The organism is Aquisalimonas asiatica (genome assembly GCF_900110585.1).
Classification (GTDB): domain Bacteria; phylum Pseudomonadota; class Gammaproteobacteria; order Nitrococcales; family Aquisalimonadaceae; genus Aquisalimonas; species Aquisalimonas asiatica.
In genome coordinates this window covers 681045-698172 of record NZ_FOEG01000002.1, presented here as the reverse complement: position 1 = coordinate 698172, position 17128 = coordinate 681045, and the positions used below count along the sequence as shown (strand labels likewise).

9 protein-coding genes are annotated in these 17128 nt (G+C 65.7%); 5 read left to right on the top strand and 4 right to left on the bottom strand.

From position 1 onward, the window contains the following. Positions 1-11 precede the first annotated feature (11 nt). Together BMZ02_RS07930 and BMZ02_RS07925 are read left to right on the top strand one after the other, a co-directional pair. On the top strand, positions 12-950 hold the full coding sequence (locus tag BMZ02_RS07930) for a YihY/virulence factor BrkB family protein (protein WP_091641755.1): 939 nt from the start codon (positions 12-14) through the stop codon (positions 948-950). Next, entirely contained in the window at positions 947-1999 is a 1053-nt protein-coding gene (locus BMZ02_RS07925; protein WP_091641753.1) for a Glu/Leu/Phe/Val dehydrogenase dimerization domain-containing protein, read from the top strand. The genes BMZ02_RS07930 and BMZ02_RS07925 overlap by 4 nt, the downstream gene beginning before the upstream one ends. Before the next feature lie 218 nt (positions 2000-2217). Here BMZ02_RS07925 and metH read toward each other — a convergent pair whose 3' ends face one another. From metH to BMZ02_RS07910, 3 genes are all read right to left on the bottom strand, one after another. Then, positions 2218-5907, bottom strand: a complete 3690-nt coding sequence (gene metH / locus BMZ02_RS07920; RefSeq protein WP_091641750.1) for a methionine synthase — start codon at positions 5905-5907, stop codon at positions 2218-2220. A gap of 156 nt (positions 5908-6063) precedes the next feature. Further along, entirely contained in the window at positions 6064-6867 is an 804-nt protein-coding gene (locus tag BMZ02_RS07915) for a gamma-glutamyl-gamma-aminobutyrate hydrolase family protein (protein ID WP_091641748.1), read from the bottom strand. A gap of 5 nt (positions 6868-6872) precedes the next feature. Further along, the gene (locus BMZ02_RS07910; protein ID WP_091641745.1) at positions 6873-7868 is read right to left on the bottom strand and encodes an amidoligase family protein; all 996 of its coding nucleotides are present in this window, start codon (positions 7866-7868) and stop codon (positions 6873-6875) included. A 143-nt stretch (positions 7869-8011) separates the two neighbouring features. Here BMZ02_RS07910 and BMZ02_RS07905 point away from each other — a divergent pair, with 143 nt between their 5' ends. Next, positions 8012-9286, top strand: a complete 1275-nt coding sequence (locus tag BMZ02_RS07905) for an O-acetylhomoserine aminocarboxypropyltransferase/cysteine synthase family protein (RefSeq protein WP_091641742.1) — start codon at positions 8012-8014, stop codon at positions 9284-9286. A 26-nt stretch (positions 9287-9312) separates the two neighbouring features. Here the strand turns inward: BMZ02_RS07905 and BMZ02_RS07900 are convergent, their stop codons facing one another. Next, positions 9313-9837: a zinc ribbon-containing protein gene (locus BMZ02_RS07900; protein WP_091641739.1), complete on the bottom strand. Its 525-nt coding sequence runs from the start codon at positions 9835-9837 to the stop codon at positions 9313-9315. 283 nt (positions 9838-10120) lie between these two features. Here BMZ02_RS07900 and BMZ02_RS07895 point away from each other — a divergent pair, with 283 nt between their 5' ends. Both BMZ02_RS07895 and BMZ02_RS07890 read left to right on the top strand, forming a co-directional pair. Next, positions 10121-12259, top strand: coding sequence for a type VI secretion system Vgr family protein (locus tag BMZ02_RS07895; protein ID WP_091641737.1), 2139 nt, complete (start codon positions 10121-10123; stop codon positions 12257-12259). Positions 12260-12299: 40 nt separating this feature from the next. Next, positions 12300-17126, top strand: coding sequence for a contractile injection system protein, VgrG/Pvc8 family (locus BMZ02_RS07890; protein ID WP_091641734.1), 4827 nt, complete (start codon positions 12300-12302; stop codon positions 17124-17126). Positions 17127-17128: the final 2 nt, after the last annotated feature.

Below are 17128 nucleotides of genomic sequence, written 5' to 3'. Positions count from 1 at the left end.
GAGGAACAGGCATGCCCCTGGCTGCAGGCCGCTTCTGGTTCACGGTGCTCAAGGACACGGTCAGGCTATGGCTGGAGCGCAACGCCTTTGCCTATGCGGGCGCGCTGGCCTTCTACACCCTGTTCTCCCTGGCGCCGGTGATGATCATTGCCATTGCCATCATCGGCCTGGTGCTGGGTCAGGACGCTGCCCAGGGGCAGATCGTGGGCCAGCTCGAAGAGGCCATCGGCACCGATGCCGCCGAGGCGGTGGAGCAGGCCGTGGCGGCGTCGCGCCTGGAGCAGGCGGGCTGGCTGCCGACTGTCATCGGCTTGGCCGCCATGCTGGTGGGGGCCACCACCGTGTTCGCGCAGATGCAGCTCTCCCTGAATGCCATCTGGGGCGTGATCGCGCGGCCCACCCGCAGCGGGCTCCTGATCCTGGCGAAGAACCGGCTGCTGTCGCTGGCGGTGGTGCTCGCCATCGGTTTCGTGATGCTGGTGTCGCTGCTCGTTACGGTGGTGCTGCGGGCGCTGATCCGCTTTGCCGAGGAGTGGCTGCCCGTGCACGCGGGCGTGGTCGGCGTGACGGAGTTCGTACTTTCCATGGCCCTGATCACACTCCTGTTTGCCATGATCTTCCGCATCCTGCCGGACGTGGTGCTGAGCTGGCGGGACGTGCTCCCGGGGGCCGTTGTCACCGCCGGGCTGTTCGTGGTGGGCCGCTACGTGATCGCCACCTACCTCACGCTCGCGGCGCCGGCGTCGCCCTACGGGGCAGCCGGCTCCCTGGTGTTGCTGCTATTGTGGGTGTACTACTCATCGTTGATTCTGCTGTTCGGTGCGGCGTTCACCAAGACGTTGCTGCTCCAGCGCGGTGGCCGGGTGGTGCCGCGCAATCTGGCGGTGTGCGTGCGCAGCGAACTGGTGGAGGAGCCAACTCCAACTGCGACAAGGGACGGACGCCAGTGAGCATTCTTGAACACCCCGAATTCGATGGCCATGAACAGGTCTGCTTCGGCCATGATCCCGTATCCGGTCTGCGCGCCATTATCGCCGTGCACAACACACGGTTGGGGCCCGGACTGGGTGGCCTGCGGATGTGGCCCTACGAATCGGAGGCGGAGGCGATCACGGACGTGCTCCGGCTCTCCCGCGGGATGACCTACAAGAACGCCATGGCCGGGCTTGCCCATGGTGGCGGCAAGGCGGTGATCATCGGCGATCCGGCGCGCCACAAGACGCCGGCACTGATGCGCGCCATGGGGCGCTTCATCGACCGGCAGGCAGGGTGCTACATCACCGCCGAGGATTCCGGCATCAGTGTGCCCGACCTGCAGGTGCTGGCCCAGGAGACCCGCTTCGTCACCGGCGTGATGACCGCCGAAGGACCGGATGGCGAAGTGCTGACCGGGGACCCGTCGCCAGCGACGGCGCTGGGTGTGTTCACGGGGATCCGCGCGGCAGTCCGCCACGCCCTGCAGCGCGACGACCTGCGCGGCCTGAGCGTGGCCATTCAGGGGCTGGGCAGTGTGGGGTACCGGCTGGCGGGGCACCTGCACGAGGCCGGTGCATCGCTGGTGGTCAGCGACATCAATCCGGCTGCCGTGGACCGGGCCAGGGAGGCCTTCGGTGCCCGGGTGGCGGATGCGGACACCATTTACGGCGAAGCGGTGGACATCTACGCGCCCTGCGCCATGGGCGCCGCCATCAATGACCGCACCCTGCCGGGGCTGCAGGCGCGGATCGTGGCCGGCGCGGCCAACAACCAGCTCCAGCGTCCGGAACACGGTCGCGAGCTGCACCGCCGCGGCATCCTCTATGCGCCGGATTACGTGATCAATGCGGGAGGCGTCATCGACGTGGGCGCCCAGTGGGGCGATTACGATGCCGCACAGGTGCGCCAGCGGGTGCTGGCCATCGGTGACACGCTCGATCAGGTATTCAGGGAAGCCGGGGAGGCAGGGGAACCGCCGGAAGTGATCGCCGACCGCATCGCCGAGCGCCGGTTCCGGGCGTGACCAGGGCCACCGGCCCGTAGGGTGGACGTTCACGTCCACCGTCCGAAGGCACGGTGGTCCCTCATAAGCCATGGTGGGCCAGGAGCGATAAGTGAGCCCCTGGAGCCATGGTGGACCTGAAGGTCCACCCTACTGGTATCAGAACGCTTATTGGCTGGCTCAGGCGTAGGGTGGACCTTCAGGTCCACCACCAACACCTGTGACCTCGGCCTTCGGCCTCAGTCGTCCGCTTCGTACCCGAGGTTCGGCGCCAGCCAGCTCTCCAGCTCGCGCTTGGACATGCCCTTGCGCTTGGCGTAGTCCTCCACCTGGTCCTGGTAGATGTTGCCCAGGCCGAAGTAGCGCGCCTCGGGGTGGCCGATGTAGATGCCGCTGACAGCCGCCGTGGGCACCATGGCCTTGCTTTCGGTGAGCTCCAGGCCGATGCGCCGCTCCGGCTCCAGCAGCTCCCACAGCAGGTCCTTCTCCGTGTGGTCCGGGCAGGCCGGATAGCCGGCCGCCGGGCGGATGCCCTGGTACTTCTCCTTGATGAGGTCCTCGTTGGCCAGGTCCTCGTCCGGCTGGTAGCCCCAGTACTCCTTACGGACACGCTCGTGCAGGTGCTCGGCAAATGCCTCGGCGAGGCGGTCTGCCAGGGCCTTGACCATGATGCTGTTGTAGTCGTCGTGGTCGGCCTCGAAGCGCTTGATGTGCTCGTCGATGCCGATACCTGCCGTGCAGGCGAAGGCGCCCATGTAATCCTTCTTGCCGGTCTCCTTCGGCGCCACGTAGTCCGAAAGGGCCTGGTTCGGCCGGCCCTCGGGCTTTTCGCTCTGCTGCCGCAGGTGGTGCAGGGTGGCCAGCTCCTCGGTACGTGCGTCGTCCGTGTACAGCACGGTGTCGTCGCCCACGGCGTTGGCCGGCCACAGGCCGAACACGGCGCGGGCGGTGACCCATTTCTCGTTGACCATCTGCTCCAGCATCACCTTGGCGTCCTCGAACAGCTTGCGGGCGTGTTCGCCCACCACCTCGTCCTCGAGGATCTTCGGGTAGCTGCCGGCCAGCTCCCAGCTCTTGAAGAACGGTGTCCAGTCGATGTACCGGGTCAGCTCTTCCAGCGGGTAGTCATCGAGGACCTGCAGCCCGAGCTGCTTCGGTGTCACCGGCTCGAACGCATCCCAGTCAACCGGCGTGCGGTTCTCGCGGGCCTTGTCGATGGAGATCCACTTCTGCTTCTTCTGCCGCGCGGCGTGCTGCTCGCGGACCTTGTCGTACTCCTCCTTGAGCTTGCCGACATAGTCGGCGCGGCGGGTTTCACTGAGCAGGTTGGAGGCAACACCCACTGCACGCGAGGCATCCTTCACGTAGATGACCTCGTTGGTGTACTGCGGGTCGATCTTCACCGCCGTGTGCACGCGCGAGGTGGTGGCGCCGCCGATGAGCAGGGGCTGCTTCATGTCGCGGCGTTCCATCTCCTTGGCCACGTGTACCATCTGCTCCAGCGAGGGCGTGATCAGTCCGGAGAGGCCGATGATGTCCACGTCTTCCTCAATGGCCTTGTCCAGAATCACCTCCGCCGGCTGCATGACGCCGATGTCGGTGACCTTGAAGTTGTTGCACTGGAGCACGACGCCGACGATGTTCTTGCCGATGTCGTGGACGTCCCCCTTTACCGTGGCCATGAGAATGTGCGCGGCGGGCTTCTCGCCCTCCTTTTTCTCGGCCTCGATGTAGGGCAGCAGCACCGCCACGGCCTTTTTCATGACGCGGGCGGATTTCACCACCTGGGGCAGGAACATCTTGCCGTCCCCGAACAGGTCGCCGACCACGTTCATGCCGTCCATGAGCGGCCCCTCGATCACCTCGATGGGGCGGTCATAGGCCTGGCGGGCCTCTTCAGTGTCATCCTCGACGTAGTCGACAATGCCCTTGACCAGGGCGTGTTCCAGGCGCTTCTCCACCGGCTGTTCACGCCAGGCCAGGTCCTCTTCCTTCTTCTTGCCGCCCTGGTCCTTGTAGCGCTCGGCCAGGTCCAGCAGGCGCTCGGTGGCGTCCTCGCGGCGGTTGAGGATGACGTCCTCGACGTGCTCAAGCAGTTCCTTGTCGATGTCATCGTAGACTTCGATCTGCCCGGCGTTGACGATGGCCATGTCCAGGCCGGCCTTGATGGCGTGATACAGGAAGGCCGAGTGCATGGCCTCGCGCACGGCGTTGTTGCCGCGGAACGAGAACGACAGGTTCGACAGCCCGCAGGAGACCCGGGCGTAGGGCAGGTTCTCCTTGATCCAGCGGGTGGCCTCGATGAAGTCCACGCCGTAGTTGTTGTGCTCCGGGATGCCGGTGGCCACCGGGAAGCAGTTGGGGTCGAAGATGATGTCCTCGGCCGGGAACCCGGCCTTCTCCACCAGCAGCTTGTAGGCGCGCTCGCAGATCTCGATACGCCGGGGCAGGGTGTCCGCCTGGCCTTCCTCGTCGAAAGCCATGACCACCACGGCGGCGCCGTAGCGTTTGAGCTTCCCGGCCTGCTCCAGGAACGGCTCTTCCCCTTCCTTCAGGGAGATGGAGTTGACCACTGCCTTGCCCTGGGTGCACTGCAGGCCAGCTTCCAGCACCTCCCAGTTGGAGGCGTCGATCATGATCGGCACCTTGGCGATGTCCGGTTCCGCGGCGACCAGATTGAGGAAGTCCTGCATGGCCTGGACGGCATCGATCATGCCCTCGTCCATGTTGACGTCGATGATCTGCGCGCCGCCTTCAACCTGGTCATTGGCCACTTCCAGGGCGGTGTCGTAGTCGCCTTCCTTGATCAGGCGCTTGAAGCGTGCCGAGCCCGTGACGTTGGTGCGCTCGCCGATGTTGATGAACGAGGCGTCGGCGCCGGCGTTGAACGGCTCCAGGCCGGACAGGCGCATGGCCGGCTCCACCTCCGGCACCTTGCGCGGCGGCAGGTCCTTGGTGGCCTCGCGCAGCGCCTTGATGTGCTCCGGCGTGGTGCCGCAGCAGCCGCCGATGATGTTGACGAAGCCGCTCTCGGCGAAGTCCTTGACGTACTTTGCCATCTGCTCCGGCGACTGGTCGTATTCGCCGAATTCGTTGGGCAGCCCCGCGTTGGGGTAGATCGCCACGAAGGTGTCCGCCACCCGGGAGATCTCCTCCACGAACGGGCGCATCTGCTCGGCGCCCAGGGCACAGTTCAGCCCCACGGTGAACGGGTTGGCATGGCGCACGGAGTTCCAGAACGCCTCGGTGGTCTGCCCGGAGAGGGTGCGGCCGGAGGCGTCGGTGATGGTGCCGGAGATCATCACCGGCAGGCGGTAACCCAGCTCGTCGAAGAGGTCCTCGGTGGCATGGATGGCCGCCTTGGCGTTCAGGGTGTCGAAGATGGTCTCGATCAGGATGAGATCGGAGCCGCCTTCCACCAGGCCGCGCGCGGCCTGCAGATAGGCTTCGCGCAGCTCGGCGTAGGAGGTGTTGCGGTAGCCGGGGTTGTTGACGTCCGGCGAGATGGACGCGGTGCGGTTGGTTGGCCCCAGAGCGCCCGCCACGAACCGGGGCCAGCCAGGGTTCTCGGCTTCCGCGGCGTCGCAGGCCTCGCGGGCCAGGCGCGCGGACTCCACGTTCAGCTCATGGACCAGGTCTTCCAGGTGGTAGTCCGCCTGGGCAATGGTGGTGGAGCTGAAGGTGTTGGTCTCGACGATGTCGGCGCCGGCGGCGAGGTTGTCCGCGTGGATCTCGCGGATGATGTCCGGACGCGTGAGCGACAGGAGGTCGTTGTTGCCCTGGAGGTCGCCGGGGCGGTCCTTGAACCGCTCGCCGCGGAAGTCGTCCTCGGTCAGGGGATACTGCTGGATACTCGTCCCCATGCCGCAATCCAGGAACAGAATTCGTTCGTTGATCGCCTGTTTGAGCTTATCGATTTGGGTAGTCATTCGGTCTCAAGTGGTTGCGATGGAAACTCATCTCAGCCGGGCATTATAACGTGAGACTTCGGAGTAACGAGGGGGGTGGGTCGCGAAAGCCCCGTCATACGGGGGTTGAAGGGCTCGGGGAGGGCGTCGTGGGGCGGTTCTGGCGGTTATTGAATTCTATTCATAGTTCTGTTGAGAATTATTGGTTTTTGGCCTGCCCTGTTCCGCGCACAGAACCAAATGGCGGAAAAGTGCCCGTTGTTCACGTTTCTGCGGCAGGTACTCCGGATGCCACTGCACGCCCAGCAGGCAGGGGGCTTCGGGGTGTTCGATGGCCTGGGTGATACCGTTGTCCTCGTGGGCCACGGGCAGGAGCGAGTCGGCCGGGCTGCGGATGGCTTGTCGGTGGAGCGAGTTCACATGGCAGTAGGTCCGTCCCAGGGCTTTCGCCAGTTGGCTGTGGGGGCGGATGCGCACGGCCTTCTGTGGCCAGATGGTCCAGAGGTTGGGTGTTTCGCTGTAGTAGGCACGCAGGTCCTGGTAGAGCGTGCCGCCACACACCACATTCAGCAGTTGCGCCCCGCGGCAGATGCCGAGCACCGGCAGCCCCCGGGCCAGCGCGCCCTTAAGCAGGCGCGTCTCCAGTTCGTCACGGTCGGTGTCGCCACCCATGGCGGTCTTGGTGCTGAGCAGCCGCCGTAGCAGCCAGAACAGCGGAAACAGGGCCAGGGTCGCGAGAAAGCGCGACAGGCTGCGACTGGAGTCCCGCAGGCTTCGCATCGAGGGTGCGGCCGGCTCCTCACCGTACAGGGCCGGGTCCACATCCGCGCCGCCGCCGATGATGACTGCATCCAGCGCCTCCACGGCCATGGGGTGGGCCGGCGTGATGCGGACGGTGCGACCGCCGGCCATCCACACCGCGAAGCGCGTGCACAGCCATGCGGCGGTGCCGCCCCGGTTAGGCCCGGTCACACCCACCATCGGCCTCATTCCGTCAGCCAGTCCGCGGTCTGCTGGGCCCACTCCTGATCGACCCGGGCGATACTGGGGGGGCGGCGCTTGAGGTAGGCGACGCTCATGCGCGCCATGCGTTCCGGCCGCGCCGCCAGCCACTCCACCATGACCCAGCCGTTCCACTCCGCGGCCAACGTCCACTGCTTCTCATCCACGCGGCAGTTGGGCAGGCGGTAATGGAATGCCGGCCGTGGGCTGACCAGGGCGGCATCAGGCACACCGCGAATGGCCCTGTCACCCACCAGGTGGTTGAACAGCGGCAGCATGTCCAGGACACGATTGCGGGTGGCGTTGTAGGTGAGGTAGTCGTCCACGAGCTGGTCGAGTGCCGGCGCGTAGCCCGGGTCGAGCACCAGACGTCGGTAGGGGTGCGGAAACTCATTGATGTACGGCGTGATCCGGCGGCTCCAGTCGATCTCTCCCTGAACATGCAGCCAGTCATACAGCAGGAAGAAGGCCCGCAGGATCGCCGTCAGATGGCCCGCCTCCAGCGACGCCGCTTCCGGATTGAGGTGCAGGCCGAATGCGTAGAAGACCGACGCACGGGTTCCGCGGGCCTCGCTGTTCTGTAACGAGGCGCGCAGGGCTTCCAGCTCATGCACCTCGGTGAACGGAATCGGCGGCGTGACGATCTCGTGGGGCACCACCGTGCCGGCCACCCGGGCCAGCAGGTCGTCGACCCGGTTCCGGTGCAGGGGCTCGTCGAGATTGAAGCCGAGACCTTCCAGCAGCTGCAGGTAGCTGCCGTCCTTGAGCAGTGCCGTGTCGATCTCGGTGGTGAAAGTGCCCCAGCGGGTGCCGGTGATCCGGTGCGAGAACCGGCTGTCGCGCACGATGTCACCGCCATACAGCTCCGCGACCTTGGCGGAGATGGTGTCCAGGTCGAGGCCGGCGAACTCCAGTTCCACACCCAGACGGCGGATAGCGCCGCTGGCCGTGGTCAGCGCGGCGGGTAGGGGAAAACTCATGCCCGGCTCCTTGGCCTCGGGGTTGCGGGATGAACGAACAGGATGGATTCTGAACGCCTACACGATAACCCGATCCAATCCACTTCGGAACCGGCGCATGACGCGGCTGGCGAGTGATTGGTGCGCGCAGACGAGGAGGCGACATGAAACTGGAAACACAGGCGATCCACTCTGGATATTCCCCGGACCCAACCACCAAGGCGGTGGCCGTGCCCATCTACCAGACCACGTCGTACGCGTTCGACGACACGCAGCACGGGGCCGACCTCTTTGACCTCAAGGTGGAAGGAAACATCTACACCCGCATCATGAACCCCACCAACGCGGTGCTGGAGCAGCGCGTGGCCGAAATGGAAGGTGGCATCGCCGGGCTGGCCGTGAGTTCGGGCATGGCGGCCATCACCTACGCCATCGAGACCATCACCGAGGTGGGCGACAACATCGTCACCACCAGCCAGCTCTATGGCGGCACCTACAACTTCTTCGCCCATGCGCTGCCGCGCCGGGGCGTGGAGGTGCGGTTCGTCTCCCATGACGACCTGGACGGCATGGCCGCGCAGATCGACGAGCGGACCAAGGCCGTGTTCTGCGAGAGCGTGGGCAACCCGTCGGGCAATGTCGTGGACGTGGAGCGCCTGGCCGCGCTGGCCCACGAGCGGGGCGTGCCGCTCATGGTGGACAACACCGTGCCGAGCCCCTACCTGTGGCGGCCCATCGAGCAGGGGGCGGATATCGTCACCCACTCGCTCACCAAGTACATGGGCGGGCATGGCACCACCGTGGCCGGCGTCATCGTGGACTCCGGCAGCTTCCCCTGGGCGGACTACCCGAAGAAGTTCAGCATGCTGAATGAACCGGATCCGTCCTACCACGGCGTCGTCTACACCGAGGCCCTGGGGCCGGCAGCATACATTGGCCGTGCCCGGGTAGGGCCGTTGCGGAATACCGGTTCGGCGCTGTCGCCCATGAATGCATTCCAGATCCTGCAGGGCATCGAAACCCTGCCCCTGCGCATGGATCGCCACTGCGAGAACGGCCTGAAGGTGGCGCAGCACCTGGAGGCGCAGGATCAGGTCACCTGGGTGAAGTATGCCGGCCTGGAGAGCAGCCCGGATCACCGTCTGGCGCAGAAGTACATGAACGGGCGTGCGGCCGGCATTCTCAGCTTCGGGGTCAAGGGCGGAGCCGAGGCTGGCGCAAAGTTCATCGATGCCCTGCAGCTCATCACCCGCCTGGTGAACATCGGCGACGCCAAGTCGCTTGCCTGCCATCCGGCCACCACCACCCACCGGCAGCTCAACGATGACGAGCTGGAGCGGGCCGGTGTGACCCGCGACATGGTGCGTCTGTCGGTGGGGCTCGAGCATATCGACGACATCATCGCCGACATCGACCAGGCGTTGGCCGCCGCGAAGTAACGGGGAGATCTGTCAGTTCGAGCGGGTCACGCCGTGACCCGCTCGAACTCGGTGGCCTTGCAGCCCGGGCAGGGCGGGATGTGCCCGGCCTTCTCGAAGTGCATGGTCTTGCCACAGCTGAGGCAGCGCAGCTCCCCGGGGCTGGTGATTTCTCCGGTGTGGTAGCGGGTCTCCGCCTGCCACTGGCGGTTGAGCTCGATCCACTCGAGCCGGGTGCTGTCGGCAATGGTGCTGAAGCGGTCGTACAGCCACGAGCCAATCAGCTGCATGTCCATGCGGAACCAGTCGCGCAGGTCGTCGCTCTTGTCGTCGCGGGTGAGAAAGCTCGCGGCGTCTTCCACGTCGCGCTGCAGGTAGTCGCTGATGCGCTCGGCCTCCTCGGCCGAGAGCTCACCGAACTCCACCGCCTTCCGGCGGGCCTGTTCCAGTGCCTGGCGCAGGCGGGGGCGCGCATCCTCGCCGGCCTGCTCGAGGGCATCCGTCACGCGCTGGAGCATCTTTTCGTAGCCTTCGAGCTGGCGCTTGTCCTGCGGCTGCCTGTTATCCGTCATGCCGGTCTCCTGCGTGTGAGCGTCTGCCTCCTAGATTGCAGGGCCGTGGCCGCTGTCACAAGAGTGGACTTCGCGTTTGAAACCCGTGCCGCTTCCGTATAAATTCCGCAGGAATCGGCCATGGACTGGTTGGCAGGCTTACACACCACGATGCACAGGGAACGTGCTCCTGACAGCGCCCATCCCTCCAGAGTGATCGCCCTCCGGCGTTGCGCTCCATCGTCTTGCCGTCCGACGCGCGCCACCGGCCGGGGTCATTCACGGAAGAGAACGGAGTCTCGTCATGACAGGGAGCGATGTATTGTCCGACGCCGGCATCAGTTGGCTCGCGGGAGCGTTGGGCCATGAGCAGTTCCGGTTGCGCCTGCAGGGAGTCGCGGCCGAGCACATCGATGTGGAAACGTTCGAGAGCAGTGACTATACGGTCGGCGGCGACTATGCGTTCCGTATCGGGGTCGGCATCAGAAGTAGCGATGAGCTGGATCCCGATGCATTGCCCGGAACGCAGGCGAGCCTGGCTCTGCAGGTGGGCGAGGGTAGCGTTGCCGTGCATGGTGTGGTCGCGTGCATCGAGATGTGCGGCAGACAGAACAACCGGCGCGAGGCCGTGGTGCATCTGCGCTCGCCGCTGACGCTCCTGGACGGGGTGCGCAACCACCGGGTGTTCCGACGGCGCACGGCGCCCGCGATCGCCAGAGAGGTCCTGCAGGACGCCCTCGACGACGTTGCGGCCGTGGTGGTGGAAGGCGGCGACGAGGCACCCGAGCAACCCATGGTGGTGCAGAACAACGAAACGGATCTGGCGTTCGTCCGTCGTGTGCTGGCCCGGGACGGGCTCTTTCTGGCGCTCCGCCAGCGGGATACCGAGGCGGAGGTCGTGATCCACGACGATCTGGCAGCCGTCACCGATACCTCCGTCGCGCTGCGTTATGCGCGTCAGAGCGGTCAGGTTCGTGGCAGCCGGGATACCGTGGACAAGATGCGGGTCTGGGGCGGCCTGGAGCCGAGCCGGGCCACCATGAGTGATTTCGACCCCGCTTATCCGGATCACTCCGGCCCGGGCGAGGCCAGTACCTCCAGTGACGTGGCCGGCGCCGGGACGCTCCGCATGTTCGGCCAGCGTGGGGGCGGTCAGGATGCCTCCCAGGCGTTGGCGGACGTCCACATGGCCGCACTGGACACCCGGCGACAGGGTGCGGAGATCGAAACGGAGAACCGGGCTCTGGCTCCCGGCGTTACGGTGGAGATCAGCGAGCATCCGGACGACGCCGTGAACGGCGACTATGTCGTCATCTCCACGTATCAAAAGGGGGATCAGGCCGCGGTGCTGCACGGTGGTACAGGCGTGGGCCGGCCCACCTACCGGTGCGTCGCGCGGCTGTTGCCCGCGAACGTTCCTTACCGCGAGGCACCGGCCGATAAGCCATCCGTCTCCGGTGGTCTTCTCGTCGGTGAGGTAGAAGGTGACGACAAGGACAAGGCGCACCTCGACGACGAAGGCGCCTACAGGATCCGGTTCGCCATGGACGACGGCGATGCCGACACCGGGCAGGCCAGCCCGCCGGTGCGCATGAGTCAGCCCTACGGCGGCAAGGATTACGGCATGCATTTTCCGCTGTTACCAAAGACCAAGGTCGCCATGGCCGCGCTCAATGGCGACGCCGAGCGGCCGGTGATCCTGGGAGCGCTGTCCACACCCCGGCAGCCTGCCCCCGTCAACACGAACAACCGGTACCAGCACCTCCTGCGCACGCCGGGCGGCCACGCGCTGTGTCTCAACGACAAGCCGGGCGGCCAGCGCGTCACACTTGCCGCGGGCAACGCCCGCGGTTCCAAGGGCATCGACGCGGACGGAAACCCCAAAGGCGCCGGCTGGCTGGATATCCAGGCGGGCGACCAGGAGGCGCACCGGGTCGAGCTGGTCACGGAAGAGGGGGCGATGCAGTTGCACGCCGGGGAAGACATGGAGGTTCGTGCCGGTGGTAACCGTCAGGTGACCGTCGAGGGGAGCCAGGACACCTGGGTCAAGGGCGACGTCACCCTCCGGAGCGAGGAGGGCGCCATCACGCACGCCGCCGCCGAGGCCCTGGAGATGACCACGGACAGTGGCGATCTGCTCCTCGAGACCACGGATGGGGATGTGCAGATTCAGGCGGGGGACTCCCTCCATCTGCAAGCCCGCGGCCCGATGAGCGCCACCAGCGAAGAGGGGTCGCTGTCGCTGGTGGCTGGCGACGGCATGCTGCATGTCCATGGAGAAGCAGGTCTCACCATCCAGGGTGGGGTTGATCAGGATATACATGTCGGCCGGGACGCCGGGCTCGTGATCAGGGGCGACGGGTCCGTCGTCCTCCGGGGAGACATGGTCGAGATCGTCGCCGACGAGATCGTGCAATCCGCGGACACCATCAGCGAGAACTAGCAGGGCATCAGGCCAGCCACGACAGGGAGGTCGTTACGACATGGGATTTGGTACAGGGCGCCCCTGGGCGCGGGTGTTTTTCGCCGGCCAGTCATTCAGAGTGAGTCAGTTCGAGGGGTACGAACGGATCTCGCAGCCTTACCGGTACCGGGTCGTTGCGACCCTTGCCCGCAGCGACACGCTGCCGCATCGTCACGACGTGGTTGGTGGCGAGGCGGTTCTGCAGTGGAACTGTGGCGTGATGAGGGATGGGTCTGCCCCGGGGATCGTGACCCGTTATCAGGCCGGTGATTGTCCGGACTCCGACAAGCGCTACGCCGAGCTGGTGATCGAGCCGGCACTCCGTCTGCTCGACCACGATTTCGATACGCGCCTCTACACCCGGGTGGATGTGAAGGAGCAGGTCCTGAGTTTCGTGGAGTCCGTGGGCTATGCCGACGCCCATGAATGGAAGGTCCGTGAGGATATACCTCAGCGGGAGCATGTCCTGCAGGCGGCGGAGAGCACCTTTGCGTTCATGCAACGTCTGCTGGCCCGCGCCGGCGTTTTCTACGTCTGGGGCGGCGCGTATCGAGACGCATATCCCTGGCAAACCATGCACAGGGAGGAGCTCTCGTTTGTCGATGATACCGGTGAGCTGCCGGTCCGAAGCGGTCCGCTGCGATTTTCCAACAAGGCGCATCCGGAGCCGGGCGAGTTCGGCATTGATCGGTATCGGCTCGTCACCCGTCGCCCGATTGCTCCCCAGCCGCTGACGGTACACCGGTTGCAGAACCGGGAGGAACGGAAGCATCTGGAGCGGGTGCGGCGTGAGCGGTCGGAGGCGACCCGCTATCTCCTGCGCGGCTGGGGGCCGCAGGCCGACCTCCATGCCGGGATGCGCTTCCGGCCCGACGGGCTGGCCAGCTCAGAGCGCGACGGGGAAACGCGCTGGCAGGAAATCCACCTGATCACGCACGTGGAGCACCGGTTCTGGATGAAGAATCTGGACGGTGAGCCTGTTCCGACCTTCCGCACCTATATCGAGGCGCACCCGGAAATCCGTGGGGACACCCCGTTTCTCTACCGCCCGCCGGAGCCGGAGCCGGCTGAACGGCCCCTGGTCATGAGCGCCAGAGTCGTCAGTGCCAAATGGGGGGCGCCGCAGGCGAAGCCCGGTGGCGGTGCCCGCATCGCCATGCCGGACAAGGGCGAGGCCAGTAACGAGGTGGCCCGGGTCATCCCCTACAACACCGCAAAGCCCCGGGCTGGCTGGTACACGCCGCTGGTGGATCAGAACCGGGTGCTGGTGTCCTGCTTCAATCACGACCCTGACATGCCCGTCATCCTCGGCGTGCTGCCCACTGCCAGCAACGCGCAGCCCTCGGCCAGGAAGGCAGGCAGGGACGGCGCCTATCGCACCCAGGGCGGGCAGGGCCTGACCGTGGAACGCGCCGGTGAGCGTGCCAGTGAGAATGCCCGCCTCACCCTGCATTCACCGCGGATGCAGGGCTTTCTCGACATGACGCTGGATGGCGAGGACGGTACACCGCCGGCCCTTGTCAGCCTCGCCTGCGAGAAGGGTCTGCTCCACCTGGAAAGCGGCAGCGCCTTCTCTGAGTACGCTGGCGGTGACAGAGCCGAGCGCATCGAGGGCGGGGAGCAGGTCACGGTCAACGAGCTCGTTCACGCGCGAACGGAGGCATCATTGCGCGCCCATGCGCACACCGGTCTCGCCTTCCGCGGCGGCGATGGCGCGCGCCTCCAGGCCGGAGGCGATCGCCTTCAGCTTCGGGCCAGCGAACGTATGCAGATGCGCGCCGCCGATACCGTCACTCTGGCATCCACGCATGGGGATGTCCGTTTCGATGCGCGCGGCCATATCACGCTGGCGGGGGTTGGCGTGTCCATCGACAGCAGCAGCGGGCCACTCACGATCACGAACGCCAGCAACAATGCCGGCCTGGCGGTGCACCCGGACGGACGCGTCCGGCTTTGGGGCACGCGGGTGCAGCTCGACACCCCGGGGCAGCTCATCATGCAGGGTAACGTGAACTACGACAGCAGCGCCCCCGCAGCAGAATCCCCCGTCACGGTGACTCCGAACAAGGTGAAAATCCCGTCCGAGTACGCGGAGCGCGACATCCAGGATGCGCACGCCCCCGAGACCGTCGAGCCCGCCGAGACGGCCGTGCTGGTGCGCCCGAGACGCTATGCCGCCGCCCCCCGAGACAACGCCGACCAGCCCGCTCACGACTACTCGGGCGACAACCTGCGTGGCCCGGACCAGCTGACTGAGCTGCAGCGCTCCCGTTACGTGCTCGACGATCTCCGCGAGGGCTATCTCTACGTGCTCGCGAACGAGGCGCTGGCCTGCCTGTACAACACCGAAGACGGGCAGCTGGTGGTCGTCGACGGCGTCGACGAGATGGGCCTGGGCGTCCACCTGGATGCCTTGCTGGTGCCGGAGAACTTCGGCACCGTCCGCATCGCCTTCAGCGAGCATCCTTGGACGGACCGTCAGCGCAGCCGGGTTCTGGGCGACGAAGACGGCGCGCGTGATCGGTTCATGCAGCCGTTCAACCTCGATGATCGGGCCGATCAGCCGGAGGCCTGGTCGCTTCCGGGAGAGAGCGCCGAGAATGGCGCGGCCAGCGGCCGGATCAACGGCGCGTTTGGTATTGCCCTCGATGACCCGCTGGGTGTGGTCTACGGCCTCGCGGATCGCGTGGATGCCGCCCTCGAGGCGATTCGCAGCTACATGGCTGAACCCGACCCCGACGACCCTGACGGCGTGGAGCGTTACCGCCGGGCCACCGTGGCCCAGACTATCGAGCAGCTGTATCGCACGGGCTGGGAACACGAAGAGTCGGTCGAGACGGTCACCCGGAAGTATTACAGCCAGGCGCGCACCCACGGTACGAAGTACGAGCCGTCCCCGGCGCACCAACGCTCGGTGATTCTAACTTCAGGTCTGTACGGTGCCATGGGGAACCGGCTATCGAGCCATGTCGCGGAACACAAGCGCGTGGAAGCGCTGACCAGGTACGAGGCGCGAGTGGCAGAGCTCGAGACGGAGCTGGCGCGTTGTGCAAGCGACCGTGTCGTCTGGCTCGAAAGCTGGAGCGACACTGACTCGACAACGAAACTCGGCACCGCATGGGAGACTTTTGATCGGAATGATCCCGATGATTGTCAGGCCTTCGAGTACAGTGTCGCAGTCGCGGTGCGCGGCATGTGCACGCAGCGTCACATTGATGATTCGGCCACGGCGAACGATCCGGAGTTTGCGTTGTTCGGGCGCTGGATGGACGCCGGCCCCGAGCACAATCCCGTCTACCGTGCCCTGTTCGGCATGCCGGGCCTTGCCGATGCCGCTGCAGAGCTAGAGCGGGCTGAGCGGGAGGCCGATGCAAACGATGATGGGGGGGATGACGCGGGCTGGCCTGCGCACCTGCGGGCCGCCGCTAACGTGATCCGGCAGTACCACGATAGTGCGCCCTACAACCAGGCGACGGTGGAGCTGCTGATGACCTCCACGACGTATGCGCTGCGCAATGAGGGGGGTCGGTTGCGCGGGGCGAGCGCGGATTCGGTGGATGGTTTCCTGCTGCGCCAGTTCGGGGCCCCGGATGGTGAGGCGCTGCGCGGGTTCATGATCCGCCATGGCGCTTATCTAGAGGTGATTGAGGAGACGACCGAGCAGGCCTTTCGGCGGATTGAAGCGTCCCAGGCTTCGTCTGCGGAGGGCGTGCGTAGCGCTGCCCCTGGCAGGGGTGATCCCGGCACCAGTCGTGCTGGCAGGACGCGCCTGATTCAAGTCCATGATGTCGTCCACCGTTCAGAATCACCGGCCGCGCCCCTGGATCGCGCGTTTGGCGGCGGCGTCGGTATGGCTGGGATGACCGGGCTCTCAGGGATTGTAGTGGTCTGGAATCTGGCTGAGGCCGTGAACTCCCTGGGCGAGGAAGGTCTTGCTCGCGGGGGCGCCCAAGCCGCCGTTGCTATCGCTTCGCTTGGCAGTGCCCTGAACGCTGCGCTCAACAACTTTGCGGGCGTGGCACGTGTCGCCGAGTCTATACCTCTTGCCGGATACGCTGTTAGAGCTCTTAGAAGTGTGGGGGCGGCTCGCTTCTTCGGTTATGGCGGAGCCATTGCCATCGGCGTTACCTACGGTCTGAAAACGCGTGATGCTCTGTTGGAAGGTGAGTACGGCCAAGCGGCGCGCTACGCTGCTGCAGGCGTTCTTCTTGCGGTGGGGGATTCCGCGCTCACCTACTGGGGTACAGCCACTCTGGTGGCTTTCTGGTCACCCCAGGTTGCCTTATTCGTCGGCATCGTCGCCATGGTGGCGGGCCTTTGGCTGCTGATTAGCGGTGAGCTCAAGGAAATGCTCATGGAGCTGATTAGTGGTGAGCGCGAGGGAGCGCCCATGGAACTCTCGGAATGGCTGGAGCGCAGTGTCTTTGGCACCGATAACCCGGCGTACCGCGATCCCCGCTTTGAGTCTCTCGACGAAGAGCTCACACAGCTTTCCGTTGTTCTTCATCGCCCGGACGTTCTCCGGGTAACGTGGGACGACGACGGCCCGCGTGGCGCTCTGGCCGCTATGACTTGTTACCTTCCCGGCTTCGATGCCGATCACAGCGTGTTGCAGGTGTTGGTCAATGGGGAACCGGCCACGGGCCGCCGCATCGTGGAAGAGCAGCAGCACGCTGGTGCCCTGCTCCGTCTGGAACAGCCGGTGACCCGCGGCAGCGCTCGACGGGAGGTGGCCTTCACGATCCGATACCGGCCTTCCCCGGAGTTCCCCGAAACCTACGTCCGTGAAGCCACGGTAGAAAAACCCGGGTGGCTGAGCGGCATACTGAATCGACTGAACAGTTAGGA